This window comes from Stenotrophomonas sp. SMYL11 (assembly GCF_036320005.1).
Classification (GTDB): domain Bacteria; phylum Pseudomonadota; class Gammaproteobacteria; order Xanthomonadales; family Xanthomonadaceae; genus Stenotrophomonas; species Stenotrophomonas maltophilia_A.
The window spans coordinates 1-16,270 of record NZ_JAWIRS010000005.1 but is presented as its reverse complement, the minus strand read 5'-3'; the positions used below and the strand labels follow the sequence as shown (position 1 = coordinate 16,270).

At 66.4% G+C, this 16,270-nt stretch carries 16 protein-coding genes; 6 read left to right on the top strand and 10 right to left on the bottom strand.

Going from position 1 to position 16,270, the window contains the following annotated elements; genetic code table 11:
* Positions 1–91: 91 nt before the first annotated feature.
* The 8 genes from V3B46_RS09850 to V3B46_RS09815 form a co-directional block, all read right to left on the bottom strand.
* Positions 92–628 carry a type II TA system antitoxin MqsA family protein gene (locus V3B46_RS09850; RefSeq protein WP_080291838.1) on the bottom strand — a complete coding sequence of 179 codons (537 nt, stop codon included), beginning with the start codon at positions 626–628 and terminating at the stop codon, positions 92–94.
* Positions 629–1,583: 955 nt separating this feature from the next.
* Positions 1,584–2,657: a 3-deoxy-7-phosphoheptulonate synthase gene (locus tag V3B46_RS09845; protein ID WP_094001122.1), complete on the bottom strand. Its 1,074-nt coding sequence runs from the start codon at positions 2,655–2,657 to the stop codon at positions 1,584–1,586.
* A gap of 295 nt (positions 2,658–2,952) precedes the next feature.
* A complete protein-coding gene (locus tag V3B46_RS09840) occupies positions 2,953–3,210 on the bottom strand; it encodes a hypothetical protein (RefSeq protein WP_005414620.1) in 258 nt (85 codons plus the stop codon).
* A 112-nt stretch (positions 3,211–3,322) separates the two neighbouring features.
* Positions 3,323–3,661 carry a DUF6616 family protein gene (locus V3B46_RS09835; RefSeq protein ID WP_154264576.1) on the bottom strand — a complete coding sequence of 113 codons (339 nt, stop codon included), beginning with the start codon at positions 3,659–3,661 and terminating at the stop codon, positions 3,323–3,325.
* Between the two features lie 55 nt (positions 3,662–3,716).
* Entirely contained in the window at positions 3,717–4,457 is a 741-nt protein-coding gene (locus V3B46_RS09830; RefSeq protein WP_154264577.1) for a DNA alkylation repair protein, read from the bottom strand.
* Entirely contained in the window at positions 4,454–4,954 is a 501-nt protein-coding gene (locus V3B46_RS09825) for a MarR family winged helix-turn-helix transcriptional regulator (RefSeq protein ID WP_121504282.1), read from the bottom strand. Before V3B46_RS09825 ends, V3B46_RS09830 begins: the two co-directional genes overlap by 4 nt.
* Positions 4,955–5,009: 55 nt before the next feature.
* Positions 5,010–6,038, bottom strand: a complete 1,029-nt coding sequence (locus V3B46_RS09820) for an LLM class oxidoreductase (protein ID WP_189720112.1) — start codon at positions 6,036–6,038, stop codon at positions 5,010–5,012.
* 13 nt (positions 6,039–6,051) lie between these two features.
* On the bottom strand, positions 6,052–6,687 hold the full coding sequence (locus tag V3B46_RS09815; RefSeq protein ID WP_329891818.1) for a glutathione S-transferase family protein: 636 nt from the start codon (positions 6,685–6,687) through the stop codon (positions 6,052–6,054).
* Positions 6,688–6,932: 245 nt separating this feature from the next.
* Between V3B46_RS09815 and V3B46_RS09810 the strand changes: the two genes are divergently transcribed.
* Both V3B46_RS09810 and V3B46_RS09805 read left to right on the top strand, forming a co-directional pair.
* On the top strand, positions 6,933–7,856 hold the full coding sequence (locus V3B46_RS09810; protein ID WP_329891817.1) for a LysR substrate-binding domain-containing protein: 924 nt from the start codon (positions 6,933–6,935) through the stop codon (positions 7,854–7,856).
* Positions 7,853–8,119 (top strand): hypothetical protein, encoded by a 267-nt coding sequence (locus tag V3B46_RS09805; protein WP_106469264.1) that lies wholly within the window; start codon positions 7,853–7,855, stop codon positions 8,117–8,119. Before V3B46_RS09810 ends, V3B46_RS09805 begins: the two co-directional genes overlap by 4 nt.
* Before the next feature lie 118 nt (positions 8,120–8,237).
* Here V3B46_RS09805 and groL read toward each other — a convergent pair whose 3' ends face one another.
* Together groL and V3B46_RS09795 are read right to left on the bottom strand one after the other, a co-directional pair.
* Positions 8,238–9,887, bottom strand: a complete 1,650-nt coding sequence (groL, locus tag V3B46_RS09800) for a chaperonin GroEL (protein ID WP_014038666.1) — start codon at positions 9,885–9,887, stop codon at positions 8,238–8,240.
* A gap of 82 nt (positions 9,888–9,969) precedes the next feature.
* Positions 9,970–10,257: a co-chaperone GroES gene (locus V3B46_RS09795; RefSeq protein ID WP_006396661.1), complete on the bottom strand. Its 288-nt coding sequence runs from the start codon at positions 10,255–10,257 to the stop codon at positions 9,970–9,972.
* Between the two features lie 311 nt (positions 10,258–10,568).
* Here V3B46_RS09795 and V3B46_RS09790 point away from each other — a divergent pair, with 311 nt between their 5' ends.
* The 4 genes from V3B46_RS09790 (at position 10,569) to V3B46_RS09775 (ending at position 15,707) form a co-directional block, all read left to right on the top strand.
* Positions 10,569–12,359 carry an endonuclease gene (locus V3B46_RS09790; RefSeq protein WP_329891816.1) on the top strand — a complete coding sequence of 597 codons (1,791 nt, stop codon included), beginning with the start codon at positions 10,569–10,571 and terminating at the stop codon, positions 12,357–12,359.
* A gap of 68 nt (positions 12,360–12,427) precedes the next feature.
* Complete coding sequence (gene cutA, locus V3B46_RS09785) at positions 12,428–12,766, top strand: divalent-cation tolerance protein CutA (RefSeq protein WP_154264582.1); 339 nt, start codon at positions 12,428–12,430, stop codon at positions 12,764–12,766.
* Positions 12,763–15,147: a protein-disulfide reductase DsbD family protein gene (locus V3B46_RS09780; RefSeq protein ID WP_154264583.1), complete on the top strand. Its 2,385-nt coding sequence runs from the start codon at positions 12,763–12,765 to the stop codon at positions 15,145–15,147. Before cutA ends, V3B46_RS09780 begins: the two co-directional genes overlap by 4 nt.
* Positions 15,144–15,707: a TlpA family protein disulfide reductase gene (locus tag V3B46_RS09775; protein ID WP_154264584.1), complete on the top strand. Its 564-nt coding sequence runs from the start codon at positions 15,144–15,146 to the stop codon at positions 15,705–15,707. The genes V3B46_RS09780 and V3B46_RS09775 overlap by 4 nt, the downstream gene beginning before the upstream one ends.
* Positions 15,708–16,270: the final 563 nt, after the last annotated feature.

Sequence of the window (16,270 nt, the reverse complement as noted above, 5' to 3'; positions counted from 1 at the left end):
CCCTTGTGTCGCTTGGTCGCGCGCGTCCGCTGCTTGTGCGCCCCGTCCCCCCCCCCCCCCCCCCCCCCCGACTCTACGTATCCAAGTCGGATCAACGCACTGCGCGGACTGGACCACTTGGCGTGCCGGGTGCGACCCGATGGGCCCGCGACACACGCCGGGGAGGCTTGGTTGCAACGTCCTGCAGCCTGTCCAGCAGCGGGACCGCCGTGCCGGTGCGCTCGGCAAGCCAGCGCACGACCTCGGGCTTCTCCATAGCCAACGACAGCAGCATGGTTGTGGCATCGTCGGGATAGGTCGTCTCGTTCTCGTAGCGGGAAAACGCGATCGCGCCTTTTCCAAACAGCGTGGCCGCTGCGCGCTGGGTCAAGCCGTAGCGGCGCCGGAACGCCAACACATCCTCGCCCAGCAGCAGCCCGCCGTAGTGGGCGCGCCGTGCGGCAAGTCGTCTCAGGTTCTCGATCTGCTGTGCGGCGCTGGTTGCCGTCGCGCCGCATGCGGGGCACTCCATCGCCAGCAGTTCGACGACCACAGGATTGCCGCGCGGAGTGAAGTGCCGTTCGCGTGTGGATGCCACCAGCGGTGCCTGCTCGCAGGCGGGACAGAGTCGGGACGTGGCTTTGTTCATGGCGCGCTCCAATGAAACGCATGATGCTCTACAGATGGCAGCTGAGAAATACGAGCCGCAACGTTCCACACCGGCCAACAGAAAATTTCAGGTAATAGTTGATGTCGGATCGGTTCATCCGGCACTTCTGCACATCGTCATAGCGAACTGCGTAGGCGTCACATGGATGCCAGGTGCCCAACTGGTCCCTGCACCACTCTGATCCCCTATGGTCCTCCGCTTGCAGGCACAGCAGACAGTCCAGGAGGTCGCCCAGCGTCCAGCGAAGGTTTTCCAGATCTCTCTGTGCTTTGCGGGTAGCCACCCAGACATCGTCAGGCTGCAACCCGCCTGTGCGCACGCATTCCTGCAAAGCCAACAGATCAATCAAGGGAGATCCGCGAACATTGATCGTTCGGCGCGACCTGCCGCATTCCGTTGGCTGCGGCAACTGCGCCGGATCGACCCTCCACAGCTCGGGCCTCAATTTATCACCGTGATAAATTTCGTCAAGTCCATGACTTGCCTTCCGCTCCTGCCGCCGTGGGTTGGCGACTCCCGGAAGGACAACCGTGAGCCATAGGCGGAACGGTCGGAATGGGCGTTTGCGGCAGGCCAGGCGTGACAAACGCAAGGCCCGCCTGCTGCGCGGAAATTTTTCAGCGAAATCAGTGAAGTATGGTTCTGATGGATATCTGCCAGAAGCAGGCTCATCAGTAGCCTGAAGCGCGCTGGCGGCGCTGATGTGGCCTCCAGCGGGTCGTAGCCGTCATTGCCGGGTACGGCGAATCGTCCACGCATGGCGTGGATCTACTGCCACCCCGGCGATGTACCTGGCGCTGTCGCTCATGCGCAGCGCCAGGCGCATCGCCGGTGCAGATGGGCCGGTCTCCAACTCCGACCGGCCCTGATCGCGGCCGCACCCCCGCAGGCGCTGGCCGCCATCCACACACGTGCCGCACTCAGGCGGCTTCCATCAAGCTGCTTCGGACACCTTCACGTCGCGACGGGCGCGCACGGCCGCAGCCAGTCGCTCCAGCACCGTCACGGTGGTGTCCCAGTCGATGCAGCCATCGGTGATGCTCTGCCCATAGACCAGCGGCTGGCCTTCCACCAGTTCCTGGCGGCCACCGACCAGATGGCTCTCGATCATCACGCCAACGATGCGCTGTTCGCCGTCTTCCAGCTGAACGGCGATGTCCTCGATCACCTTCGGCTGGTTCTCCGGGTTCTTCAGGCTGTTGGCATGGCTGGCGTCGATCATCAGACGCGTCGGCAGCTTCGCCTTGGCCAGCACCTGGCAGGCCTCAGCAACACTGCCTGCGTCGTAGTTCGGCTGCTTGCCGCCGCGCAGGATCACATGGCAATCCGGGTTGCCGGTGGTCGACACGATGGCGGTACCGCCCTGCTTGGTGACCGACAGGAAGTGATGCGGATTGGACGCGGCACCTACCGCGTCGGCGGCGATCTTCACGTTGCCATCGGTGCCGTTCTTGAAGCCGACCGGGCACGACAGCCCCGAGGCCAGCTCGCGATGCACCTGGCTTTCGGTGGTGCGTGCGCCGATCGCGCCCCATGCCACCAGGTCGGCGATGTACTGCGGCGAGATCACGTCGAGGAATTCGACACCGGCCGGCAGGCCGAGTTTGTTGATGTCGCGCAGCAGGCCGCGGGCAATGCGCAGGCCCTTGTCGATCCTGAAGCTGCCGTCCAGGTCCGGGTCGTTGATCAGGCCCTTCCAGCCCACCGTGGTGCGCGGCTTCTCGAAGTACACGCGCATGACGATCTCCAGCTCACCGGCCAGCGCGTCACGCAGCGGCTTCAGGCGCTGGGCGTACTCGATGGCGGCCTTCGGGTCGTGGATCGAGCACGGGCCAACCACCACCGCCAGGCGGTCGTCGCGACCGTGCAGGATCTGGTGCAGGGCCGCGCGCGAGGCGCTGACGGTGTCGGAGGCTTCATCGTCACAAGGCAGCATCGCCAGCAGCTGGGCAGGCGGTGTCAGCGGTTCGATGGTGCGGATACGCAGGTCGTCGGTGTGCGGGGGCATTGCGGGAGATCTCCGGAACGTTGGGGGTCCCCAGCGTGGCGGCATGAAAAAAGCCGCCAGGTTCGCTGGCGGCTTTCGGGAATGCGTCTGAAGCTTTCTTCAGGGTGAGCGCAGTCCTTCCTCCGCCAGTGGCTTCGGAAAGTAATACCAGTAAAAGCGGGTGGCGGCTGCGTTCATGGGATCTATTGATAGCACAGCTTTTGCGCAGTGCAAAATGTTTCATCCGCAACTGGGGACGCGGTTCAGCGAGGTGCGCACCAGCCATGCCTACGCGGCGGCAGCCACGCGAAGTTGCTCATTTACCATGCACTTCCACGTCCAGCAGCAGGCCTTCGTGGATGTCGGCCCAGCGTTCCAGCACGCGATCCAGCTCCTGCCGGGCTTCGTCCAGCTGCTCGGGGTTGAGCAGGGAACGCGCGGTGTAGAGGTCGGAAACCAACCGCCGCAGGGCCGATTCCGGGATGGCCACCGACGGCCCCTCCAGGCCCGGCAACTGCAACGCCGGGCTGTCGCCAAGAGGGCCGAACAGCGTGACCTGGAGCGTGCTCTGCATGATCGACTTCCCTGCGGATGGACATGGGCAATGCACTGTTTACCGTGTCTGGGTGACAGGCGCATGTGCCTCCCATGCCGAGGCCCGGGATCTGCCGGCGTCTGCCGCCCCGCTACAGGGCGGCCAGGTCGGCCAGGTGCTGGGCCATGCCGTCCATCGCGCCTACCGCATGGGTGGTGGTGAAGTACGCATGCCAGCCGGTCGCGGCGATGCCGGCCACCAGCTCATCGACCTCCTCGCGGCTTGCACAGCGCCAGACCGCATAGAACTGCTCATCGCTGCCGTGCGGTACGTCCGTGGCAATGCGGCCCATCGCCAGCGGCGTGATGCGGGCTGGATCGAACTGCTGCATGCCGGCGCCAATACGGGCGAAGAAGGCATTCCGCTGCTCGGGCGGGAGTGCGGTCCAGGCAGGTGTGGCGGTGTAGAGCTCGATGAAGGTGTGCGACATAGTGGTTCGTCCTTGAGGTTTACGAGGTTGCGCGGTTGCCGGCCAGCGGCCGGCACTACCGGAACGAGCGCAATGCGCGTTTGCGGATGTAGGCGTTGGCGTCGCTGTGGCGCTCGTGCTGCCAACGCGTGCACAGCTCGCGCAGCCACTGCGGCTGAGTCTTGCCGGCGTCATTGAGCCAGTTGCCGACCGAATCCTGCACATAGCGTTCCGGGTCGTCAGCCAGTGCTTCCAGCATGGGTAACGCAAGTTCCGGATGCTGCTTGAACAGTGCGATATGCGTGGCCCAGACACCGCGTGGGCGCAGCGCTTCACAGGCGAAGCGGCGCAGGTACGGCGATGTTTCCTGTGTCCAGGGTTGCAGGTACTCAAGCGCCTGCATCGGCGCGGCAACGATGTCCGTGCGTAGCGCCAGCCACGCCCATTCGCGCACACCGAAGTGTGTGTCATCGGCCAGCGTGCGCATCTGCTGCAGCTTCTCTGCCAACGTTGCGCGGGCATCGCTGCCGACCAGATAGCAGGCCCAGCCACGCACGGTATCGGAGCTGTGATCCTGCCAGAACTCAGGCGCACCCTGCCCCGCCTCACGCAGCAGTTGCGCGGCCAAGGCCATGCGCAGCGTGATGCCCTTGCCTGAGGCATCCCGCATGCGTTGCAGCGCTTCCGGTGCAAGCTCAGGCGCCACCACCTGCAGCAACGCGGCGAAATCCACTGCCAGGCATTCGGCCAGATGGGTGGTGGCAACGCGACCGGTGTTGAGTTCATGCAGGCGTTGCGCCGCAATCGCCGGGCTCATGCTGCAGACTCTCGTCCAGCATCGGTGTGCTGCCAGACCTTGTGCAGCAACCGCGACAGCTGCTGCTGTTCATCGGTATCCAGACCATTGAACAGGCCACCGATCCACTGTGTGTGCTGGTCAAACAGTGTCTCGGCCAAGCGTTTTCCCCGTGCGGTCAATACGATCTGCAGGCGACGGCCATCCTCAGCATCGCTGCGACGCTGCAGCAGTTCTTCGCGCTGCAGGCCATCGAGCAGGCCGCTGATGGTGGCGCGGGTGACGCCTGCGCGTTCGGCCAGCTCGTGGGGCGGTAGCGTGCCACCGGCCCCATGCAGCAGGAACAGCACGATGAAGCGACCCTCACTGAGCCCGTGTGGCGCCAGCCGGGTGGCGCAATCGTGGTCGATGGACGACGACAACGACAGCAGCTGGAAGCACAGGCGCAGCTGCGCGACGTTGGCGTGGCCGCGTCGCTGCGCCTCATCCATCAGGGCATGGTGCTTGGCTTCGATCATCTCGTGATGAGCATATGATTAGGCGCCTAATCATATGCCATCCGCTTCGGCGTGGCTACCAGTCCATTACCTTCGCCGCCGGCCCGGGATGCGACGGGAACAACGGCAGTACCTCCTCGGCCAGCTCCTGCAGCACCTCGCCGGCAGGCCGCTCGGCGAACTGGATGCCCAGCGCGGCATGGTTGACGCCGGCCCGCTGCCAGGCCTGCAGCAGATCGATCAGGCCCTTGCGGCCGGTGCGCAGGGTGAAGCCACCCCGCAGCGGCATGCGTGGATGATCCGGATCGTCCACCAGGTCGATCCATTCGTTGGTCATGTGCGGACGGAAGCCGCCATCCGGAATCAGCGCGCGCCAGGCGCCGATCTTCGCGGCCAGCCGCTGCGGACCGGCGTTGTCATGGGTGGCCTCTGGATAGGTCAGCCACCCATCGGCATGCTGGCCGATCCACTCCAGTGGCTGGCGTGCGCCACCGGTGACAACCAGCGGAACGCGGCCACTGACCGTGGGCGGCAGCAACTGCACGCCCTGCTCGGCACCGGCATGTGTCATCCGCCCATCCGTGCCCGGCTGCAGCCAACGGCGCATCTCGTTCATTGCGGCGGCGAAACGCTCTCCGCGCGCCGCGTGCTCCAGTCCATAGGCCGGGAACTCCAGCGGTCGATCACCGGACGCCACACCCATCACCAGCCGCCCACCGGACAGCTGATCGAGCGACGCCGCGGCCTTGGCCAGATCGATCGGATGGCGCAGTGGCAGCACCACGCTGCCGGTGGCCAGGGCCACGCGCTGTGTGCGTGCTGCCAGCCACGCAAGGTAGGTGAATGGATCGAACAGCTGCCCCGCATCGCCGAACAACGGATCGAACAGCGGTACGTCACGCACCCATACCGCAGCGAAGCCATGGCGGTCGATCTCCTCCACCAGCCGCGCCTGGCCCTGCAGCACGGCCATGTCGCCCTGGTAGAAGCGCAGCGGCAGGTAGATGCCCAGCGTCAGTGCATCGGCGCGGAACATGCGCTGGTAGCCCGGGTGCGTGGCAAAGACCGGCGCCGACGCGCCCGGCACTGCAATGGAATCGTTCATATGCGTCGCCTCCTTACGGTCCGGTGGCCGGCTCGGGCAACTGCACGCCGCGCTGTACCGCAGGGCGTGCTGCAACCCGCGCGTACCACGCATCCAGATGGCGATGCCGCGAGAAATCGATGTCGATGATGCGGGCGATGTGCAGCCAGCCGAAGTGGGCGATGTCGGCAATCGAGTAGTGATCGCCAGCCAACCACTCGCGTCCCTGCAGGCGCTGGTCGAGTACGCCGAACAGCTCGTCGCTCAGGCGGCGGTAGCGTTCGATTGCCGCGGAATCGGGCTGTTGCGCGAAGTGCTCGAAATGCACGCGCTGGCCGAGGATCGGGCCGACGCTGGCGGCATGGAACATCAGCCAGGTCAGCGTCTCCCAGCGTGCAGCCGGTTCGGAAGGCAGCAACGCATTGCCCTGTTCGGCCAGGTACATCAGGATCGCCGCCGATTCGAAGACAACGATGCCGCGCGCGCGATCTTCCAGCACGGGAATGCGGCCATGCGGGTTGAGCCGCAGGAAGTCGGGATGGCGATGTTCGCCATCGGCGATGTGGACGTGGTGAAAGTGATAGGGAAGACCCAGTTCTTCCAGTGCGATGGTGGCCTTGAAGCCATTGGGAGAACTGTCGGAGTACAGGTGCAGCGAAGGTTCGTTCATGGGAATCCTGGACGCAGGGAGCGACGGCATGCACCGGCCGTTGAAGGTGACCGGGCGATGCGGGAACGGGCGCTGCAGCAGCCGTGCAGGCAGTCTAGGAAGGGCCTGAGTCGCGGGGAAACGATGTCTTCTGCACGGGGAGTTGAGCGGGGCTCAACGTGCGCGACGCGCGCGCGACAGCCTGCAGTGCGGTCGATATGCTGTCGCAGCGCGGCGCGTGCCGACGCGGTTACAGGAGAGTTGAGATGGGTGCGGTGCTGCCGCTGCTGGGCCTGCGGGCCTTCGTTGAAACTGGCCGACATGGCAGCCTGACCGCCGCCGCCGATGCGATGGGGGTGACACCTGGTGCAATCAGCCAGCAGCTTCGACAGCTGCAGGAGCGGCTGGGCGTGAGCCTGTTCGACCGCACCCGGCATGGCGTGGTGCTCAGTGCAGCCGGCGCGCGCGTGTATCCGGAGCTGCTGCAGGCCTTCGATCAGATCGCACAGAGCCTGCAGACACTCGAACGCTGGGAAACACGGTGCACGCTACGCATCAGTGCCGCACCCAGTTTCGCCGCACAGTGGTTGGCGCCGCGACTGGGCGGGTTCAGTGCGTTGCATCCACAGGTGGACGTTCAGCTGGATGCGAGCGCGGCGTTGTCCAACCTGCGCCGCGACGGCGTGGACATCGCGATCCGTCATGGACTGGGCCGCTACCCTGGCCTGCATGCCGAGCATCTTCTGGCGCCGGTACTGCTGCCGGTGGCCAGCCCTGCGCTGCTGGCCAGCGCGCCTGCCGTGGGTACGGTGCAGGATTGCCTGCAGTTGCCGCTGCTGCAGGACGCCGACCGCAGCGACTGGCGGCTGTGGTTCCAGGCACTGGATCTGCCCATCGATGAACGACTGGAGCGCGGCCCTGCGTTCGATGACGACCTGTTGCTGATCCGCGCGGCGGTGGCCGGGCAAGGCATCGCCCTGGTGCGCGACATCCATGCGGCCGAAGAACTCGCCAGCGGCCGGCTGCAGGTGGTGATCGACCAGCCCTGGCCACAGGCCTTCGCCTACTACGCGGTGACGCGTTCGGACGGCGAATCCAACGCGGCAGTGCCCGCATTCATGGCATGGTTGCGCGCGGCACTGATGATGACCCAGGATGCAGGCGCACTCCCCAAGCAGGACGCAGGATGAATCGCCCAGAGATCGATGCCATTGCCGAGGCCGTAATGCGGCCGGATGCACGGCGTCTGCGCATCGCTGCACGCCATCGCCAGGCCGCACATCGGCAGCGACGTCAGCGGGTGGCCGTCGGCGCCAGTCTGATCGGCATGGCGGCGGGCCTGCTGCTTGCGCCGATCACGGGTCTGCCGTGGGTACAGGGCATGATCGCTGGCGGCGCGCTGGCCCTGCTGGCGGCCCACCTGTGGCTGCAGCGGCGCGAGGGCCGCGGGTAGATTTGCACCTGGCAGCGGCATCCACGCATGGCGTGGATCTACTATTTCGATTCCGACCGGCCACAAAAAAACCCCGCCTTGCGGCGGGGTTTTTCATTGCGGGGCGAACGCGGGGGACTTAGAAGTCCATGCCGCCCATGCCACCCATGCCGCCCATGCCACCGGCGCCGCCCATGGCCGGCTCGTCCTTCTTCGGAGCTTCGGCAACCATGGCTTCGGTGGTGATCATCAGGCCAGCGATCGAGGCCGCGTTCTGCAGCGCCGAACGGGTCACCTTGGTCGGGTCCAGGATGCCGAACTGCAGCATGTCGCCGAACTCGCCGGTGGCGGCGTTGTAGCCGAAGCTGCCGGTGCCTTCCTTGACCTTGTTGATGATGACCGACGGTTCTTCACCGGCGTTGGCCACGATTTCGCGCAGCGGGGCTTCCATCGCGCGCAGGGCGATCTGGATGCCGTGGTTCTGGTCTTCGTTGGCACCCTTCAGGCCGGCCAGTGCGGTGACCGCACGGACCAGGGCAACGCCGCCGCCCGGGACCACGCCTTCTTCAACGGCCGCACGGGTAGCGTGCAGGGCGTCGTCGACGCGATCCTTCTTTTCCTTCATTTCGATTTCGGTCGAAGCACCGACCTTGATCACGGCAACGCCGCCGGCCAGCTTGGCCACGCGTTCCTGCAGCTTCTCGCGGTCGTAATCGGAGGAGGTGTCCTGGATCTGGGTCTTGATCTGGCCGACGCGTGCGTCGACGGCAGCCTTGTCACCCACGCCATCGATGATGGTGGTGTTTTCCTTGGAGACCTGCACCTTCTTGGCGCGGCCGAGGTCCTTGATGGTGGCCTTTTCCAGCGACAGGCCCACTTCTTCGGAGATCACGGTGCCGCCGGTCAGCACGGCCATGTCTTCCAGCATCGCCTTGCGACGGTCGCCGAAGCCCGGAGCCTTGACGGCCACGACCTTGACGATGCCACGGATGGTGTTGACCACCAGGGTGGCCAGCGCTTCGCCTTCGACTTCTTCGGCAACGATCAGCAGCGGCTTGCCGGCCTTGGCGACGCCTTCCAGCACCGGCAGCAGGTCACGGACGTTGGAGATCTTCTTGTCGTGCAGCAGGATGAACGGGTCATCCAGGTCAGCGGTCTGCGACTGCTGGTTGTTGATGAAGTACGGGGACAGGTAGCCGCGGTCGAACTGCATGCCCTTGACCACGTCCAGCTCGTTGTCCAGGCCCGAGCCTTCTTCAACGGTGATCACGCCTTCCTTGCCGACTTCCTTCATCGCGTCAGCGATGATCTGGCCGATCGACTCGTCCGAGTTGGCCGAGATGGTACCGACCTGGGCAATCGCCTTGTCGTCGGCGGTCGGCTTGGAGATGGTCTTCAGTTCGGCAACGGCGGCCACGACGGCCTTGTCGATACCGCGCTTGAGGTCCATCGGGTTCATGCCAGCGGCAACAGCCTTGGCGCCTTCGCGGATCAGGGCCTGGGCCAGCACGGTGGCGGTGGTGGTGCCGTCGCCGGCGTCGTCGTTGGTGCGCGAAGCAACTTCCTTCACCATCTGCGCGCCCATGTTCTCGAACTTGTCAGCCAGTTCGATTTCCTTGGCGACGGAGACGCCGTCCTTGGTGATGGTCGGCGCGCCGAAGCTCTTTTCCAGCACGACGTTGCGGCCCTTCGGGCCCAGGGTGGCCTTGACGGCATTGGCGAGAACGTTGACGCCGCGCACCATGCGCGAACGGGCGTCTTCACCGAAACGAATATCCTTGGCAGCCATTGCGATTACCTCGATGTTTGCGCCGGGCCGGGCCCGGCGACGAAAAGGGGATGTCTTACAGGAAAGCAGGTTGCGCCGAGGCTCAGCCGATGACGGCGAGCACGTCGTCTTCGCGCAGGACCTTGTACTCGACGCCTTCGCTCTTGTACGAGCTGCCGGCGTACTGGCCGTAGATGACCTTGTCGCCGACCTTCAGCGACGGCGCGCGCACGCTGCCGTTGTCCAGCGGCTTGCCCGGGCCGACGGCCACGACTTCACCCTTGGTGGACTTTTCCTTGGCCGAATCCGGAATGACGATGCCACCGGCGGAGATTTCGTCGGCTTCGATCGGCTTGACCACAACGCGGTCGTGCAGCGGCTTGATGCTCATGAGAGACCTCTTAAGTTATTGATTGGTCTGAAAAAGTCCGGCGATGTTAGCACTCGCTCATGGCGAGTGCCAGAACCGCACGTGAAGAAACCCGACAACGTCGGGAGCAGGGCAGAGATGGAGCCCGGCGATCCCCTTTCAAGGGCGGGAGGCAAAAAATTTTTCCGTCTCGCTAATGCGGCGACGCAGCGGATCCGGCCTGATTCGGTGACCAGCGTCGCACTGTCAGATATCTGACGTTCATTTACGGCAAAGTGTCACTGGATCGGCCTTAGGCTCGGCCGCGCATTCCCAATCACAAGGAGTAGTCGATGCGATTGCTGTCCCCGCTCGCCGCCGCCTGCCTGCTGGCGCTGGCCGCCGCGCCGGCCCAGGCCGAGGTCTTCATCAACGAACTGCACTACGACGACAGCACCGCCGCCGGTGACGTCGGCGAAGCGATCGAAGTGGTCGCCACCGCGGGTGAAGACCTGTCCGGCTACCGCCTCTACCTCTACAACGGCAGCAATCCTTCGGCCGCCACGGTCTACGCCAACAACCCGGTCCCGGCCGGCACCGCCGCGGGTTGCGGCAGCGCCACCCTGGCCGTGGTCAGCTACCCGACCAACGGCCTGCAGAACGGCCCGAACGACGGCATCGCCCTGGTCGATGCCAGCGGCAAGGTGGTCCAGTTCCTCAGCTACGAGGGCGCCATCACCGCCTCCGGTGGCCCCGCCGCCGGCATGACCAGCCAGAACATCCCGGTGGCCGAGACCAACAGCACGGCCCCGGGCACCTCGCTGCAGCTGACCGGCAGCGGCAGCCAGTACGCCCACTTCACCTGGGCCGAATCGGCCAGGCAGACGTTTGGCAGCTGCAACAACGGCCAGACCTTCAGCGGGGGCGGCACCCCGGGCCCGAACACGCCGCCGTCGGTGTCCACCACCACCCCGGCGCAGGGCAGCAGCACCTTCCCGGCCGCCGCCGACCTGGAAGTGGTGTTCAGCGAGACGGTGAACCTGGCCAGCGGCGCCTTCGCCCTGAGCTGCGGCACCTCCGGCAGCGTGCCGCTGACCTTCCCCGCCAGCGGGCGCAGCGTGAAGCTGTCCACCAACACCGCGCTGGTGGCCGGTGAAGCCTGCCGCTTCGACATCCGCGCCGCGCGCATCACCGACCTGCAGGGTGCGCATCCCGCCGCCGACAGCCGCATCGCCTTCACCGTGGCCAGCACCGGTGGCAATCCGGACCCGGGCAACCCGGGCGTGCCGGCCGGTTACTACTCCAAGGTCAACACCAGCAGCCCCAGCCAGCTGCGCTGCTCGCTGCACGCCACCATCAAGGGCCACACCGCCTACCCGTACAGCGGCTCGGGCACCAGCACCTGGACCATCCTGGAGATCGCCGACGAGGATCCCAGCAACAGCGGCAGGATCCTGGATGCCTACCGCAACCGCAGCTACACCAAGGTGACCGACCGCGCCGGCAGCGGCGGCGGCCTGAAGTACAACCGCGAGCACACCTGGCCGAACTCGCTGGGCTTTGCCAGCACCACCGGCGACAAGGGCCTGCCGTACGCCCCGTACACCGACACCCACATGCTGTACCTGACCGACGCGCAGTGGAACGCCGACCGCGGCAACAAGCCGTTCGGCAAGTGCGACGCCAACTGCGGCGAGCGTGCCACCGAGGCCAACAACGGCCAGGGTGGCGGCAGTGGCGGCTACCCCGGCAATTCCAACTGGGTGCGCACGCCGGACGGCAACACCGGGACCTTCGAGGTGTGGGGCCATCGCAAGGGCGACATGGCGCGTGCGGTGATGTACATGGCCATCCGCTACGAAGGCGGCAAGGATGCGGCCACCGGCCAGTCCGAACCGGACCTGGAGCTGACCGACGACCGCAGCAGGATCGTCAAGACCAGCAGTTCCCCGGCCTACATGGGCCTGCTGTCGACCCTGATCGACTGGCACCTGTCCGATCCGCCGGATGCCGCCGAACGTGCGCGTAATGACGTGATCTACTCGTTCCAGGGCAACCGCAACCCGTTCATCGACCACCCCGAATGGGCCACCCCCGGCCTGTTCACTTCGGCCAAACCGGCGACCTGCCAGCTGGCCAACTGACCGCGCAACGCTGCGGTCCACCGCCGCCGCCGGGCCTTGCCCCGGCGGCGGCCCTATACTCGGCGGTCATGTCGACCCTCGATCCCGTCCTGCTGCTGCTGACCACCTGCCCCGACCGGGCCAGCGCCGAGCGCATCGCGCACGCGCTGGTCGCCGAGCGTCTGGCGGCCTGCGTGACCCGCCTCGATGGCGCGCAGTCGACCTACCGCTGGCAAGGCGAGGTCACAACCGATGCCGAGCTGCAGCTGCTGGTGAAGACCAGCGCGAGCCGCGTTGATGACGCAATCGCCCGGATCGTCGAACTGCATCCGTATGAACTCCCGGAGTGCATCGCGGTCGAAACCCGGGCCGGCCTGCCGGCGTATCTGGACTGGATCCGGGCTCAGACCCGGGAGGACACTGTTTGAAGACTCTGTTTGCGCGTGGCGCCGCCTTGTGCGCCCTGTTGTGGCTTTCACTGCCCGCCTTCGCTCTGGATGAGAAGGACCTGCTGCCGGTGGACCAGGCGTTCGCGCTGACCGCCACCGCTCCCGAACGTGACCAGGTGCAACTGCGGTTCAAGATCGCACCGGGCTATTACCTGTATCGCCACCGCACCAGCGTCAAGGCGGATCCGGCCTTCAATGCCGGCGCGCTGCAGATGCCCAAGGGCGACAAGCACCACGACGATTTCTTCGGCGAAGTCGAAACCTATCGCGAACGCCTGCAGGCCACCCTGCCCGGCACGCCGACCGACGCAGCCGGCACCATCAGCCTGGAAGTGCGTTACCAGGGCTGCGCCGACGCCGGTGTCTGCTACCCGCCGCAGAAGCGCGTGGTGCAGGTCACCCTGCCGGGCGCCGGTGCGGCGGCCGCTGTGCCTGCCGCGCGTGCCGGTGCGGCAAGCCCGTTCAACAACCCGCTGGCCGGTGCCGGCAACAGCGGTGGCCTGCGCCTGCCGGGTACGGCCAGCAACAGCCAGGCGCTGCCGCTGCCGTCGGAGCAGGCGTTCGGCTTCGACGCCATCGCCAGCGACGGCAATACCCTGCTGCTGCGCTTCAGCCCGGCGCCGGGCTACTACCTGTATCGCGACCGCACTTCGGTGAAGCTGGACGGCAGCACCGGGGTGCTGGCCGACAAGCTGCGCTGGCCTGCCGCGCAGTCACATCGCGACGAACACTTCGGCGATGTCTCGGTCTACTTCAACCAGGTGGAAGTGCCGCTGCCGCTGCGCCGCTCCATCCCCGATGCGATCGACAGCACTCTGGTGGTGAGCTTCCAGGGCTGCCAGACCGATGGCATCTGCTACCCGCCGATGACCCGCCGGGTGAAGCTGTCCATTCCGGCCGGCAAGGTCAGCAGCAGTGCCGACCAGGCGCCACCGCGCAATGAGGTGATCAGCCCGCTGCCTGCTGCCAACGGCGCACCACGCGAAGCCGCCAACGGCGCGCCGCTGCGCCTGCTGCCAACCGTGCCCAATACGGATGCAACGGCCCCTGCTGCAGCAGGTGACGGCACCGCCAGCAGTGAGTTCGCCGCCGATGCACAGGGCGACAACGCGCTGCGCACGCGACCGCCGGTGACCACACCGAATCCGGACCGTTCGTTCGTATGGGTCCTGCTGCTGGCCCTGGCCGGTGGCCTGGTACTGAACCTGATGCCCTGCGTGCTGCCGATCCTGTCGCTGAAGGTCCTGAGCCTGGCGCAGAGCGGCGAAAGCCCGCAGCGCGCGCGCAGCCACGCCCTCTGGTACACGCTGGGCGTACTGGTCGCGTTCGCGGTGATCGGTGCGTTGATGGTTGGCCTGCGCGCGATCGGCAACGCCGTCGGCATCGGCTTCCAGCTGCAGCACCCGGGCGTGGTGGCGGCGCTGGCCTACATCATGTTCGCGGTGGGCCTGAGCCTGTCCGGCGTGTTCACACTGGGCGGCGGCATCGGCAACCTCGGCCAGTCGCTGGCCAGCCGCAGTGGCCCGGCCGGTGATTTCTTCACCGGTGCGCTGGCCTGCGTAGTCGGCAGTGCCTGCGTCGGCCCGTTCATGGGCGGCGCGATTGCCTACGCGTTCATTGCCCCGCCGCTGAAGGCGATGACGGTGTTCCTGTTCCTCGGCCTGGGCCTGGCCCTGCCGTTCCTGCTGATCGGCTTCGTGCCGGCGCTGGCGCGCCGCCTGCCCAAGCCGGGCCCGTGGATGGAAACGCTCAAGCACGTGCTGGCCTTCCCGATGTATGCCACCGTGCTGTGGCTGCTGTGGGTGCTGGGCAAGCAGCGCGGCGTGGACGGCATGGCGCTGGTACTGGGTGGCCTGCTGCTGCTGGCCTTCGGCCTGTGGCTGTTTGAACGCAACCGCTGGACCGGCTCGCGCGCCGTCACCCTGCTCGGCGTGCTGCTGGCGATCGGTGCACTGGTTCCGGCCTGGGGCGTGACCCAGCTGGCAGCGCCGGCGCGCACCGCGCAGGCGGCCACTGACAACATGGTCGAATACTCGCCGCAGTTGCTGGACCGCCTGCGTGCCGACAAGCGCGTGGTGTTCGTGAACATGACCGCCGACTGGTGCGTGAGCTGCAAGGCCAACGAGCGCGCCGTACTGTCGCGCCCAGAGTTCAAGGAACTGCTCAAGCGCACCAACGCGGTATACATGCGCGGTGACTACACCAACGTCGACCCGCAGATCACCACGTTCCTGGAAGAGCACAAGGCCGTGGGCGTGCCGCTGTACGTGGTGTACGGCCCCGGCGCACCGCCGACTGTGCTGCCGACCCTGCTGACCCAGGCGGTGGTCGAGGAAGCGCTGCTGCGCACCGCGCGATGAAGTGGCAACGGCCAGCGCTGCTGTGGACAGCGGTGCTGGCCGCCGGCCTTGGCCTGTGGGCCGGGCATCGATTGGCACCGGCGCCGGCTGCGCCTGAGGCCGTGTCAGCGGCGCTCGCCGTGGCGGCGGCGGTACCCGCCCTGCAGGTCGGCGACAGCCTGCCCGCGTTGTCGCTGCCTGATCTTGAAGGCCAGCCGCTGGACCTGCGCCAGCACGCCGCCGGTCGCCCGCTGTTGATCAATGTCTGGGCCAGCTGGTGCGCGCCCTGCGTGGAAGAAATGCCTGAACTGGCGCGCTTTGCCCACACCCAGGGCGACAACGGTGTGCAGGTTCTTGGCCTGGCGCTGGATACGCCGGAAGACGTGCGCGGTTTCCTGCAGCGGGTCCCGGTGGATTATCCGATCGTGATCGAGACACCCGGGCCACGCGATGCCAGCGTGCAGCTGGGCAATGCGCAGGGCCTGCTGCCCTACAGCGTGCTGTTCGATGCACAGGGCCGGCTGGTGAAGGCGAAGCTGGGACCGTTCGCCCACGGCGAGATCGACCGCTGGGTGAAGTGAGGGTTCGGCAGGGCTGCGCCCTGCACCCGCGGAAGTGCCGGCCGTTGGCCGGCAACCTCAACAGCAAAAGCAAAAGCGGGCATTCCGTGGGATGGCGGGGCGGTGTCGGAGTGCGGGGACGCTGCAAGTACGTCCCTGCAAGCTTGGCAGCCGCATCCATGCGGCTGACACCCCGCACCCCGACACCGCCCCACCTCTGACAGATTCCGATGGCTGTTGGTAGATGTCGACCTTGGTCGACACGCTAGATCCACGCCATGCGTGGATGAATCTCCATCGAAATCGAATATTTCGACAATTGAACGAAAAGCATCCACGCATGGCGTGGATCTACGGCAGATCGCGAAGAACTGCCGAAGGCGGGGTGGGTCCGGTTGCGGGGGCGTGAGCCGCATGGGCCCGAGGCATGCCTCGGGCGGGTTGGGCAGGACGCCCAACCCCGGTCTTGCCGTGTGCGCAGGACTGCGCACACGAGCAAGCGGCGACCGAGCTTACATGGGTGAGGGCGCTTTGCTTGCGAAGCACTGCTTCGCAAGCGCCCGAACGCACAGCCGCCAGCGGCT

What these genes read in the sequence shown, in the direction of transcription:
- V3B46_RS09845 (WP_094001122.1), bottom strand. Translation starts at nt 2,657, where the DNA reads ATGCCCCCGCACACCGACGACCTGCGTATCCGCACCATCGAACCGCTG.
- V3B46_RS09775 (WP_154264584.1), top strand. Translation starts at nt 15,144, where the DNA reads ATGAAGTGGCAACGGCCAGCGCTGCTGTGGACAGCGGTGCTGGCCGCC.
- V3B46_RS09795 (WP_006396661.1), bottom strand. Translation starts at nt 10,257, where the DNA reads ATGAGCATCAAGCCGCTGCACGACCGCGTTGTGGTCAAGCCGATCGAA.
- V3B46_RS09830 (WP_154264577.1), bottom strand. Translation starts at nt 4,457, where the DNA reads ATGAGCCCGGCGATTGCGGCGCAACGCCTGCATGAACTCAACACCGGT.
- V3B46_RS09840 (WP_005414620.1), bottom strand. Translation starts at nt 3,210, where the DNA reads ATGCAGAGCACGCTCCAGGTCACGCTGTTCGGCCCTCTTGGCGACAGC.
- cutA (WP_154264582.1), top strand. Translation starts at nt 12,428, where the DNA reads ATGTCGACCCTCGATCCCGTCCTGCTGCTGCTGACCACCTGCCCCGAC.
- V3B46_RS09820 (WP_189720112.1), bottom strand. Translation starts at nt 6,038, where the DNA reads ATGAACGATTCCATTGCAGTGCCGGGCGCGTCGGCGCCGGTCTTTGCC.
- V3B46_RS09835 (WP_154264576.1), bottom strand. Translation starts at nt 3,661, where the DNA reads ATGTCGCACACCTTCATCGAGCTCTACACCGCCACACCTGCCTGGACC.
- V3B46_RS09825 (WP_121504282.1), bottom strand. Translation starts at nt 4,954, where the DNA reads ATGATCGAAGCCAAGCACCATGCCCTGATGGATGAGGCGCAGCGACGC.
- V3B46_RS09810 (WP_329891817.1), top strand. Translation starts at nt 6,933, where the DNA reads ATGGGTGCGGTGCTGCCGCTGCTGGGCCTGCGGGCCTTCGTTGAAACT.
- groL (WP_014038666.1), bottom strand. Translation starts at nt 9,887, where the DNA reads ATGGCTGCCAAGGATATTCGTTTCGGTGAAGACGCCCGTTCGCGCATG.
- V3B46_RS09790 (WP_329891816.1), top strand. Translation starts at nt 10,569, where the DNA reads ATGCGATTGCTGTCCCCGCTCGCCGCCGCCTGCCTGCTGGCGCTGGCC.
- V3B46_RS09850 (WP_080291838.1), bottom strand. Translation starts at nt 628, where the DNA reads ATGAACAAAGCCACGTCCCGACTCTGTCCCGCCTGCGAGCAGGCACCG.
- V3B46_RS09815 (WP_329891818.1), bottom strand. Translation starts at nt 6,687, where the DNA reads ATGAACGAACCTTCGCTGCACCTGTACTCCGACAGTTCTCCCAATGGC.
- V3B46_RS09805 (WP_106469264.1), top strand. Translation starts at nt 7,853, where the DNA reads ATGAATCGCCCAGAGATCGATGCCATTGCCGAGGCCGTAATGCGGCCG.